This window comes from Comamonas sp. BIGb0152 (assembly GCF_024809975.1).
Taxonomy (GTDB): domain Bacteria; phylum Pseudomonadota; class Gammaproteobacteria; order Burkholderiales; family Burkholderiaceae_C; genus Comamonas.
In genome coordinates, this window is record NZ_JANUDY010000001.1 from 153,711 (window position 1) to 165,542 (window position 11,832).

An 11,832-nucleotide genomic window follows, 5' to 3' on the forward strand; every position below is an offset into this window, starting at 1 on the left:
CTGCCAACATAACCTGGAGATCCACGATGACCACCCGCAAAACGACCTCGTCCACCGCACCCACCCAAGGCGCTGGGGGCGAGCTGCATGAGCAGGCCGGTGACGGCCACCCCGTAATGACCACGCAGCAAGGCATTCCGGTATCCGACAACCAGAACTCGCTGCGTGCCTTCAACCGGGGCCCCACCCTGCTCGAAGACTTTGTGCTGCGCGAGAAGATCACCCACTTTGACCACGAGCGCATTCCAGAGCGCATCGTGCATGCACGCGGCACGGCAGCACATGGCTACTTTGAGCTGAGCCAGTCGCTGAAGAAATACACGACGGCCAAGGTGCTGACTGAAGTCGGCAAGAAGGTGCCGATCTTTGCGCGCATCTCCACCGTGGCGGGCGGCGCCGGCTCGGTCGATACGCCCCGCGATGTGCGCGGTTTTGCGATCAAGCTCTACACCGACGAAGGCAACTGGGACCTGGTGGGCAACAACATTCCGGTGTTCTTTATCCAGGATGCGATGAAGTTCCCCGACTTGGTGCATGCCGTGAAGATGGAGCCCGACCGGGGCTTTCCGCAAGCGGCTACCGCGCATGACACGTTCTGGGATTTCATCTCGCTGATGCCCGAATCGATGCACATGATCATGTGGGCGATGAGTGACCGCACGATCCCGCGCAGCCTGCGCACCATCGAAGGCTTTGGCGTACACAGTTTTCGCCTGGTCAACGACAAGGGTGAAAGCACCTTTGTGAAGTTCCACTGGCGGCCCCAGCTGGGCATCCAGTCAACGGTATGGGACGAAGCGGCCAAGCTGCAAGCGGCCGACAACGACTTCCACCGCCGTGACCTGTTTGAGGCGATTGATGCCGGCCATGCCCCCGCCTGGGATTTGTTTGTGCAGCTGTTCACGCAGGAAGAAGCCGATGCCCTGCCCTATGACCACCTGGACCCGACCAAGATCATTCCCGAAGAAGTCATTCCGCTGACCAAGATTGGCAGCTTTACCCTGGACCGCTGGCCAGACAATTTTTTTGCCGAAACCGAGCAGGTGGCTTTTTGCCCCGCCAATGTGCCGCCCGGCATTGATTTCTCCAACGACCCTTTGCTGCAAGGCCGCTTGTTCTCCTACCTGGACACACAGCTGTCGCGCCTGGGCGGCCCCAACTTTACGCAGATCCCCGTGAATGCGCCCAAGTGCCCGTTTGCGCACACCCAGCGCGATGGCCATATGCAGACCGAGGTGCCCAAGGGCCGGGTCGCCTATGAGCCTTCGAGCCTGGACCCGAACTCGCCGCGCGAGTCACGTGCCCAGGGCTTCCGCTCGTTTGCGCAGCCTTCGGAGGCCGATGCCAAGAGCCGCATCCGCCCGGAAAGCTTTGCCGACCACTACAGCCAGGCGCGCATGTTCTACACCAGCCAGAGCGAGATAGAGCAGGCCCATATGGCCACAGCCCTGGTGTTTGAGCTGTCCAAGGTGCAAACGCCCCATGTGCGCGAAGCCATGGTGGCCCATCTGCTGGTGATTGACAGCGACCTGGGCAAGCGCGTGGCCAAGGGCCTGGGCCTGGCTGCGCTGCCCAAACCAGCCAAGCCGGCGGTGCCCGTGCAAGACCTGCCACCCAGCCCCGCGCTGCGCATCATCGACCGCATGAAGCCGACCCTGGAAGGCCGCTGCGTAGCGATCCTGGTGGACGATGGCTCGAACGCCGAGAATGTGGCCGCGCTGCAAAAGGCCATCCTGGCGGAGAAGGCCATGGTCAAGATCATCGCACCCAAGATTGGTGGCGCGACCTTGAGCAACGGCAAGCACATCGCCGCCGATGCGCAGCTGGCCGGCGCGCCATCGGCGCAGTTTGATGCTGTGGCTTCCGTCATCCCGATGGCATCGGGCGAGATGCTGAGCAAGGACAGCGCGGCGCAAGACTGGTTCCGCGATGCCTTTGGCCACCTGAAGGCGATTGCCGCTTGCAAGGCCACGCATCTGATCCTGGATGCCGCCGGTGTGAAGCCCGATGAAGGCGTGTTTGACCCCAAGGATGTGGCCGGGTTTATCAAGGGCGCGAAGAGCCGCTTCTGGGAACGCGAACCTAAGTTGCGTACCTTGGCTTGATGGCTCGGTAGATCGCCAAGGCTAGGGCTTTGGCTCCGCCGGGATAGACGTCCCTCACAAGGCGCTGCAGTGCAAACTGCGGCGCCTTTTTATGCATATAGCCGACGCGCATCCGCTTGGCAATCGCTCGCAAAAAACCCTGCGCCATCGCGGGAAAGTACGGTGCAAACCCGGTTCTGCCCAATGCTATGATCCGGCAAAATTTGTATGATAACCATACCAGTCCTTCGAGGTGCAATGCCTGGAAGGTCCTTCTAATAAGTCAACGAGACAAGTCCTGACACATGACGACCATTGCCCTTTTGAGCATTGCAGGCGCCAGCATTGCTGCGCTGTTGCTGCTGATCATCCGATTCGAAATCCATGCCTTTGTGGCGCTGATGCTGGTGAGCCTGTTGGTGGCACTGGCAACCGGCATACCGCTCGCTGAGATCATTCCCACCTTGATAGCCGGCATGGGCGGTACCTTGGGATCGGTGGCGATCCTGGTGGCGCTGGGGGCGATGCTGGGCCGGATGATCGAGGTGTCGGGCGGCGCCAATACCCTGGCGCAGCGCTTTAGCCAGCTGCTGGGCCCCAAGCGGGTGCCGGCAGCGTTGACGGCGGCGGCATTGGTGCTGTCGATCCCCGTGTTCTTTGATGTGGGCTTCATCATCCTGATCCCCATCATCTATGGCTTTTGCAAGGCCGCTGGCGTCAGCCCCATCAAGTACGGGCTGCCGGTGGCCGGCATCATGCTGGCCACCCATGTGGTGGTGCCACCGCACCCGGGCATTGTGGGCGGCGCAGCGGTGCTGTCGGCCGATGTGGGCTGGATCACGCTGATTGGGCTGGGCATCTGTATTCCGCTGGCCTTTGTGGCCCAGTGGGTGGGCGGCTATTTGAACCGCCGCCACTACGCGATGCAGCCGGAAGCCGAAGCCCAGTTCCGCAACTTTGGCAGCGGCGATGCGGCCGATGTCCCTGCCGCCAAGCTGCCCGGTGTGGGCGCCGTGCTGACCCTGATCCTGGCCCCGCTGGCGCTCATCATGCTGGGCACCACGGCGGCAACCATGCTGCCCAAGGGCGATGCGCTGCGCGATTTTCTGGCCTTTACCGGCGCACCGGTGTTTGCGCTGATGGTGGCGATTGGTCTGGCCTTTGTGCTGCTGGTGCGCCCCCTGGGCTGGACGCGCAAGCGCAGCAACGAGGTGATGGAATCGGCCTTGCCTGCAGCAGCCACGGTGATCTTGGTAACAGGCGCGGGCGGCGTTTTTGCGAAGGTGCTGACTGTTAGCGGCATTGGCACCGCGCTGTCGCAGGCGCTGTCGGGCACGGGCCTGCCTTTGATTCTGCTGGGCTTTGTCATCTCTTTGGCCTTGCGCGCGGCGCAGGGCTCGGCCACGGTGGCCATTCTCACCACCTGCGGCCTGCTGGCTGAAAGCATCCAGAGCGGTGGCTACAGCGCTGTGCAGGTCGCTGTGCTGACAGTGGCTATCGGCTTTGGCGGCCTGGGGCTGTCGCATGTCAATGACTCGGGCTTTTGGATTGTGACCCGCTACCTGGGCCTGAGCGTGGCCGATGGCCTGCGCAGCTGGACGGTGCTGACCACCGTGCTGGGCGTAGCCGGCTTTGCGCTGACCTGCCTGGTCTGGGCGCTGGTGGCCTGATCCGCCGCCTGATTTATCGCCTGATTCATCGCTTGCCTATTTGTCACTTGCATTCTTGTGCCCCGGCGCCAGGCCGGGCATTCTCTATTTCTGATTCACGGGAGCTTCTCCAATGACTACACAAGCACAGCACGCCAAGGTTGGCGTCATCGGCCTGGGCGCCATGGGCCTGGGCATTGCCCAAACCTTGCGCAACCGGGGCTACCAGGTCCATGTCTGCGATGTGCGCCCGGGGGCGGCGGCCGACTTTGCCAGCGCCGGTGGCGTGGCCTGCGCCCACCCGGCCGAGCTGGCGGCGCAAGTGGATGTGGTGGTGTCCGTCGTCGTCAACGCCGCGCAGACCGAGGCCGTGCTGTTTGGCGAGCATGGCGCCGCGGCCGCCATGCGCCCCGGCAGCACCTTTGTGATGTGCTCCACCGTGGACCCGAACTGGTCCATCGCGCTGGAGGCGCGCCTGGCCCAAAGCGGCGTGCTGTATGTCGATGGCCCGATCTCCGGTGGCGCGGCCAAGGCAGCGGCCGGCCAGATGACGATGATGACCTCGGCCACGCCCGCGGCGTATGCGGCCGCGGGCGATGTGCTCGATGCGATGGCCGGCAAGGTCTACCGCCTGGGCGACAAGGCGGGCGCGGGCAGCAAGGTCAAGATCATCAACCAGCTGCTGGCAGGGGTCCATATTGCCGCAGCGGCTGAGGCCATGGCCCTGGGCCTGCGCGAAGGGGTGGACGCTGCGGCGATCTACGAGGTCATCACCCACAGCGCCGGCAACAGCTGGATGTTTGAAAACCGCATGGCCCACGTGCTGGCGGGTGATTACACGCCGCTGTCGGCCGTCGATATTTTTGTGAAGGACCTGGGCCTGGTGCTGGATACCGCGCGCGCCAGCAAGTTTCCGCTGCCGCTGGCAGCCACTGCGCACCAGATGTTCATGCAGGCATCGACTGCCGGCTACGCCAAGGAAGACGACAGCGCGGTGATCAAGATCTTCCCCGGCATCACCCTCCCCCAAGCCGCCAACGACGGAGGCCAGCGATGAGCGGCGCCGCATTGAAGCTGGGCTGCATTGCTGACGACTTTACCGGCGCCACCGACCTGGCCAACAACCTGGTGCGCGCCGGCATGCGCGTGGTGCAGACCATTGGCGTGCCCAGCGGCCCGCTGGGTACCGAAGTGGATGCTGTGGTAGTCGCCCTCAAGTCACGCACCATCCCCGCCGACCAGGCCGTCGCCCAGTCGCTCGATGCCCTGCGCTGGCTGAAAAGCCAGGACGCGCAGCAGATCTATTTCAAATACTGCTCCACCTTTGACAGCACGCCCGCCGGCAATATCGGTCCGGTGACGGAGGCCTTGATGGATGCGCTGGGCAGCGATTTCAGCATTGCGACGCCTGCGTTCCCCGACAACAAGCGCACCGTCTTCAAGGGCTATCTGTTTGCCGGTGATGTGCTGCTGAGCGAAAGCGGCATGCAAAACCACCCGCTGACTCCCATGACCGACCCCAACCTGGTGCGCGTGCTGCAGTCGCAAACCCGGCGCAAGGTGGGCTTGATCGACCACAGCGTGGTGGCCCAGGGCGCGACGGCCATACAAAGCCGCATCGCGGCGCTGAAAGCAGATGGCGTGGGCATTGCGATTGTTGATGCGGTATCGAATGACGACCTGCTGCGCATGGGCCCGGCCTTGGCAGATCTGCCACTGGTAACGGCAGGCTCGGGCGTGGCGATTGCGTTGCCGGCCAATTTTGGCCTGCAGCCCAGCAACCAGGCCGCTGCCTTGCCGGCGGCCTACGGCCTGCAAGCGGTGGTGTCGGGCAGTTGCTCGGTAGCGACCAATGCCCAGGTGGCGCACTTTATTGCCAGTGGCCGCCCGGCGTTGGCGCTGCAGCCACTGCGCATGGCCGCCGGTGACGATGTGGTGCGCGAGGCGCTGGACTGGGCGCGCCCCCATCTGGCCAGTGGCCCGGTGCTCGTCTACTCCACCGCCGAGCCCGACGACGTGCGCGCCATCCAGGCCCAGTTGGGCGTGGAGCAGGCCGGTGCCATGGTCGAGCAAACCCTGGCCGCCATTGCGCGCGGCCTGGTGGAGCTGGGCGTGCGGCAGCTGATCGTCGCCGGTGGCGAAACATCGGGTGCCTGTGTGCAGGCGCTGGGCATTGCACAGATGCGCATTGGTGGCCAGATTGACCCGGGGGTGCCCTGGTGCCATGCGGCCAGCGCTGCAGCGCCGGAGGGCTTGCACATCGCGCTCAAATCGGGCAACTTTGGCAGCACCGATTTCTTCACCAAGGCATTTACCTGCCTGCAAGGCTGAACACCATGGTCTTTATGGACGAACCCAGCGCCCGCGCCGAGATATGCCGGATAGGAGCATCGCTGTTCGCACGCGGCTATGTGCATGCCAGCGCCGGCAATATCAGCGTGCGCCTGGCCGATGGCTACCTGATCACGCCGACGGATGCCAGCCTGGGCCAGTTGCTGCCCGAGCGCCTGGCCAAGCTCGATCTGCAAGGCCAGCAGCTGAGCGGTGACCGCGCCAGCAAGACCATCGTGCTGCACCAGCGCATTTACGCGGCCAGCGCCAACACGCCCACCCCCGCCGGCTGCGTGATCCACACCCACAGCCGCCAGCTGGTGGCCTGCTCGCTGCAAGCCACTGCCGTGCCGGGGGTGGAGCCAGCGGCCGAGTTGCTGCCGGCGCTGACGCCCTACTTTGTGATGAAGGTCGGCCGCGTGCCCCATATCCCTTACCACCGCCCCGGCTCGCCCGATGCGGCGCAGGCCGTGGCCGAGGCGATTGCGCAGTACGCGGCCGCTGGCCGGCCGATCCGCGCGGTGATGCTGGCGCGCCTGGGCCCCAATGTCTGGCACGAAAGCCCGGCTGCGGCGATGGCCGCGCTGGAAGAGCTGGAGGAAACCGCCCTGCTCTGGAACCAGTGCCGCGCACAGCCGCCCGCGCCGCTGAGCGACGCCCAGATTGACGAGCTGCGTCAGAGCTTTGGCGCCCACTGGTAAAACCCTAGCGCTGCCTGCCGCGCTGATGACTTGCTGGCAGGCCGCATCCCCTATTTGGAAAGCACCCCATGCCCCGTTTTGCCGCCAACCTGTCCATGCTCTACAACGACCTGGACTTTCTGGACCGCTTTGCCGCCGCCGCCCGCGATGGTTTCACTGCCGTGGAATACCTCTTCCCCTACGCCTACGCGCCTGAGCAACTGGCGGCCTTGCTGCAGCAGCAGGGCCTGCAGCAGGTGCTGTTCAATGCGCCGCCGGGCGACTGGGACAGTGGCGAGCGGGGGATTGCCTGCATTCCCGGGCGTGAGGCCGAGTTCCGCGACGGCATTGCGCAGGCGCTGCGCTACGCCAAGGCACTGCAATGCCCGCGCCTGCATGTGATGGCGGGGCTGGTGCCTGCGGGCGTGGATGCGGCTACCGTGCGCGCCACCTACATCGCCAATATCCGCCATGCGGCCGAGCAAGCGGCGGCGCAGGGCGCGCGCATTCTGCTCGAACCCATCAATGGCCGCGATATGCCCGGCTTTTTCTTAAGCCGCCAGGACCAGGCCCATGCGCTGGTCACCGAGATTGGCGCCGCCAATGTGCAGGTACAGATGGACCTCTACCACTGCCAGATCGTCGAAGGCGACCTGGCGATGAAGATCCGCCAGTACCTGCCCACCGGCCAGGTCGGCCATATCCAGATCGCCGGCGTGCCCGAGCGCCATGAGCCCGATGTGGGCGAGCTGAACTATCCTTATCTGTTTGCGCTGCTCGACAGCCTGGGCTATGACGGCTGGATTGGCTGCGAATACAAGCCAGCACGCGGCGCAGCGCCCCATGCCACCAGCGATGGACTGGGCTGGCTGCAGCCCTACCTGACCAAGGCGCACTAAGCACCGCCATGGTGGATGGGTCGATGGGGTGGATGGCCTGCCCTAGAATCCCCTCATCCCCCTTTAGCCGCAGGCCCCGTGCCCGCCGCCATGCGATGCGACCACAAGCGACCGAATCCTTTTTGCAGCGGGTGCGCCAGCACCTGCAGGCACTGCCCGCGACCGAGCGGCAACTGGCCGACTTTGTGCTGGAGTTCCCCGGCGAGCTGGCCAGCTACGCCGGCAATGAACTGGCCCAGCTGGCAAAGGTGTCGCCCTCGACGGTAAGCCGCTTTATCCGCCGCCTGGGCTATGAGAACTACGAAGAAGCCCGCCGCCAGGTGCGCGAGGACAAGCAAAGCGGCTCGCCGCTGTTCCAGTCGGCGGCCGAGGCTTTTCAGCGCGGACAGATGCTGGCCACGCACCGCGAGCGGTCCCTGGCCAACCTGACGAACACCCTGGACCAGCTCAGCGAGCCGCAGCTGAGCGAGATCGTGCAGGCCATCATCGCCGCCCGCCAGGTGCTTATCTTTGGCAGCCGCAGCAGCCACGCCTTTGCGCAGTACCTGCGCTGGCAGATCATCCAAGTGGTGCCCCAGGTCACCACCTTGCCCGGCCCCGGCGAGACCTTGGCCGAATACACCGCCCAGCTGGGCAAGAACGACTGCGTCATCCTGTTTGGCATGCGCCGCCAAACCCGCCAGATGGCCGCCCTGCTGGCCAGCGCCAGCAAGGCCGGCGCCGCTGTGCTGCTGGTCAGCGACCAGGCCTCCCCCCACTATGCCGCCGCCACCTGGTCCATCCAGTGCGATTGCCATGGCCCAGGCCTGCTAGACAACCATGTGGCCGTGATGGCAGTCTGCGACCTGCTGGCTACCATGGTGCTGGAAGCGGCCGGCGCGCCGGGGCGCAAGCGCCTGGCTGCCATTGAGCAGCAGCATGAGCAGCACCAGGAGTTTTGATGTCTGCGGGGCTGTACCGACGCAGTAGAGCCCTGCTGCCCTACCCGTAGGGCGTTCTTGCGATTGGCTTGTGCGGCCGCTGGCCGACGTGGATCTAGGAGTGCCCGATGTGCATTCGACATTGAGATGACGGCACTCGGCCACAAGCTGAATTTCCAGCGATGATCATTTATCTTGCGACCCATCGAGACCAAGAGTGGAACATTAATCGAGTGGCCCAAGCCCCACGGAGTTGCCAAAACGATCACGCACGCGCAGGAATGGCTGGCCGCGCCCCATGTCCGGCATGTGCATGAACTGGTGCCAGTTCCACATGACGCCATTAGGTTCGCCGCAGCTCATGTTCGAAAATTCGGATTGCTTGTTAGGCACGCAGTAGATTTTTCCATCGGCAGTGGCAATGCCGTCTCCTTGGACGTTGTCAAAGCGCGCAATTCTATGGGTGCGGCCAACATACCAATCGCCCCGCATGCGCTCCACAAAATTTTCAGGCGAATCAATTTGCAAACGGCGGATCTTGACAGGGGCCTCGCCAGGCAGCTGCAACTGACCTTGCGTCCACCAGAGATGTAAGTTCGGTTCGCTGTTTGAGCGTGGAGCGCTGAACTCCAAAACCGCAACTCCCGCATCTCCCTCCAATTGGGCAGACTGTGCAGCGCCACCCAGGCTGCGGCCTCCACGGTATTGGCGCAGAGGAATGGTCGCCACGGTCGTGCGGCTGCCCATGCCTTTACTCTGGTAGCTAGCACTCCCCATATGGAAGGTGGGTTGGCCATCAGCTCGGTAGTTGAACAGTTGCAGGATGACGGTATTGCCCTGAATATCAAGTGCAATACCACGACCAGGTTTACCGGTAAGCTCGTCTTCCACAATCCAAGTGCCATTCATGGGCATCAATGTGTTGGATGTGACTGTTGCACTGCATGCTCCAGTAATGCATGTACCACCGGAGCCAAACCATGCAGTCGAGTAGTTTTGCTGTTGCTGCGGGTGAAAGGTGGTAATTCCTTCCCGATAAGTGGGTTCATTCAAGGTGGCTCCCTCATCAAAACCCATTACCGTCACTGTCTGAGGATTTTCCCCAGCAGTGCGCAGCACGCCATGGATATCGAATCCTGCAAATTGCAACTCCAGGCTCTCCACGGAAGGAAGTTCAGATTGAAGCTTGGCCGGAGCGTCATTCGTGTTCGGTGTGCAATGAAGGCGAACCTTGTCAGCAACTACATTGCATTGAAATTGGCGTATGGGGACGAGCATGCCGGTGGTCGGCATTGGAACGTACCAATCGAGATAAGTAGTACCAACGTCACTTAGCCACAGCCTCGCAGGTACGGTCCAGCTTGGATCACCTTGTGAATCCAAGCCAAACAAACGCAATGTACGGACACCCATCTGCACGCGCGGATTGGTCACGCTGGGCTCGTTGTTTACAACTAGAAAGCGCTCTATTGCCACCGCCTGCTCGCCTGGAAACTGGATCGTTCCTTTCACACCGTTGGTGAAATGAAGTGTTACCTGGCCTGCGGATTTGTCTTCCACCGCATCTTGCATGGCACCACCAAGGCTGCGACCATTTTTGTAGCGCATTAACGGTGCAGTCGCACTGTTGCCGTCCATCTGGCCCGTAGCGGTATAAAACGTCGCATCACCGTTCTTTTCATAGCCAAACACCTGCATAAAGAAAGTGTTGCCCTGCACATCAATCGCCAAGCCACGGCCCGGTTTGCCATCCAGTTCATTGCTGACCACCCAGGTCCCGGATTGAGGTGTGAAATCGCGTGCAGCCCAACTTACAGTGCATGTAAGTGCTATTGCCAAGGCAGCAAGGGCTGTGCGTAGCGTTTGGATGTGATTGGTATTTTTCACTTTATCTCCCTCTATTTGGGATCAGTATAGGAGATAGCTGTCAATAGCTCAAAGTCTGCTCAGGGTCGACCAGCAACAGGCATGTGCAGCCGATTGAAGCTGCTGGTACGATGCCTCAAGTCGGCCAGGAGCAAACTCTTGCTCGTTCCTTTAATGCTATCTACACACACCCTAAAACTGCTCGATGAGCTTTGCGCAAAGTCGAAAGACCAATACTCTGAGGGTGGCATCCTTTGGACCTTTGTCGAGGCTGCGAACCAAGCTCATTTTCGAATCAAGGACTCGCGCCGAGAACCGCAAGCCGGTGCGGGCACTGAAGGATGACCTTCAGGTCGATGAGTTTTTGTGGGCTTTTGAAGATGGGCGGACCGAAATGACCGGCAATATCTACATGGCCCGCAATTTCGACAACCGCTACTCCGCATTGGAAATGTGGTGGTCTATAGACTGAGCTTGCCCCGAAATCCTCGGCTGGCGACCAGCTTTCAGTAGATGCCAAAGTCAGTTTTGTGCAAAGCCGGAAGACTGCTTCGGGTCGGTAGCGCCTATTCATTTACTGCGATAGCGGACATCTAGCAGTCACTTGGAGTGCCCTGACGGTCAGCGTCGGCTGCTAACCTGAAAGCCGTCACAGGGCCGGCTCGACTTTGTTGCAAAAATCGAATAGCAGATGGCATGACCCCAACCCCAGACGGATCTATGCCACGGCAGCCACCGGCACGGTTTGAGGACGGCCGATCTGGCTGAAGCGATTGAGCAAGGCCACTCGGACATGCAGCTCCACCACTTGGCGCTCGAACGTACGCGCGGTCACCCGTTCGCCCAGCCGCTTGAAGCAGTTCATCTTCGTCTCCACAAGGCTGCGCCGGCGGTAGCCGCTCCACATCTTCTAGATGCTGCGACCCAAGCGCTTGCACGCGCGAATGGCCTCGTTGCGGTGCGCCGAGCCCGCACTCGACTTCTTCCAATGTCTGGCGTCCTTGCGCGGCGGGATCACCGCCATCGCTTGCCGTTCGGCGATGGTGTCCAGGCAGCCTCGCGTGTCGTAGGCGCCATCCGGGCAGACGCTGTCAATGCGCTCGTCGGCAGCAATCTGTGCCAGCAATTCCGGCAGCATCAGCGCATCGATGTCCCAAGATTTAGGACCCCTCGCAAATGCGGGTTCTCCCTTTGGCCATTGCGGTAGATTGAAGGATGTTGCAAGGTTTGCTGGTCTGTTGCTGAACCTACTGGCCTCAAAACGACCAACCTGCGCCCCAAGGCCCGCATCCTGATGTTTTCCCTTGCGTTGGAGCGCCAGTGCGCCAGCGCTGTCACCCGTGTTGGGGGTACGGAGGGGTGGCGTCGCTAGACTGCAGGGCAAACAAGCTTTCGTGCAAGGA

General features: G+C 62.2%; 9 protein-coding genes and 1 pseudogene. 8 read left to right on the forward strand and 2 right to left on the reverse strand.

Annotated elements, in window-relative coordinates; genetic code table 11:
* The first annotated feature begins 26 nt into the window (after positions 1–26).
* The 7 genes from M2375_RS00715 (at position 27) to M2375_RS00745 (ending at position 8,584) form a co-directional block, all read left to right on the forward strand.
* The gene (locus M2375_RS00715) at positions 27–2,105 is read left to right on the forward strand and encodes a catalase (RefSeq protein WP_259163330.1); all 2,079 of its coding nucleotides are present in this window, start codon (positions 27–29) and stop codon (positions 2,103–2,105) included.
* A 284-nt stretch (positions 2,106–2,389) separates the two neighbouring features.
* Entirely contained in the window at positions 2,390–3,754 is a 1,365-nt protein-coding gene (locus tag M2375_RS00720; RefSeq protein ID WP_259163332.1) for a GntP family transporter, read from the forward strand.
* A gap of 112 nt (positions 3,755–3,866) precedes the next feature.
* Positions 3,867–4,790 (forward strand): L-threonate dehydrogenase, encoded by a 924-nt coding sequence (gene ltnD / locus M2375_RS00725; RefSeq protein WP_116925784.1) that lies wholly within the window; start codon positions 3,867–3,869, stop codon positions 4,788–4,790.
* Entirely contained in the window at positions 4,787–6,064 is a 1,278-nt protein-coding gene (gene otnK, locus M2375_RS00730; RefSeq protein ID WP_259163333.1) for a 3-oxo-tetronate kinase, read from the forward strand. The genes ltnD and otnK overlap by 4 nt, the downstream gene beginning before the upstream one ends.
* A gap of 14 nt (positions 6,065–6,078) precedes the next feature.
* On the forward strand, positions 6,079–6,765 hold the full coding sequence (locus tag M2375_RS00735) for an aldolase (protein WP_259163334.1): 687 nt from the start codon (positions 6,079–6,081) through the stop codon (positions 6,763–6,765).
* Between the two features lie 68 nt (positions 6,766–6,833).
* Positions 6,834–7,643: a 2-oxo-tetronate isomerase gene (gene otnI / locus M2375_RS00740; protein ID WP_259163335.1), complete on the forward strand. Its 810-nt coding sequence runs from the start codon at positions 6,834–6,836 to the stop codon at positions 7,641–7,643.
* 95 nt (positions 7,644–7,738) lie between these two features.
* The gene (locus M2375_RS00745) at positions 7,739–8,584 is read left to right on the forward strand and encodes a MurR/RpiR family transcriptional regulator (protein ID WP_259163336.1); all 846 of its coding nucleotides are present in this window, start codon (positions 7,739–7,741) and stop codon (positions 8,582–8,584) included.
* Between the two features lie 204 nt (positions 8,585–8,788).
* Here the strand turns inward: M2375_RS00745 and M2375_RS00750 are convergent, their stop codons facing one another.
* Positions 8,789–10,450: a hypothetical protein gene (locus tag M2375_RS00750; protein WP_259163337.1), complete on the reverse strand. Its 1,662-nt coding sequence runs from the start codon at positions 10,448–10,450 to the stop codon at positions 8,789–8,791.
* 184 nt (positions 10,451–10,634) lie between these two features.
* On the opposite strand from M2375_RS00750, the gene M2375_RS00755 reads away from it, so the two are divergent.
* The gene (locus tag M2375_RS00755) at positions 10,635–10,901 is read left to right on the forward strand and encodes a hypothetical protein (protein WP_259163338.1); all 267 of its coding nucleotides are present in this window, start codon (positions 10,635–10,637) and stop codon (positions 10,899–10,901) included.
* Positions 10,902–11,147: 246 nt separating this feature from the next.
* On the opposite strand, the pseudogene M2375_RS00760 reads toward M2375_RS00755, so the two are convergent.
* A pseudogene (locus tag M2375_RS00760) lies at positions 11,148–11,576 on the reverse strand (transposase); the annotation flags it as partial.
* Positions 11,577–11,832: the final 256 nt, after the last annotated feature.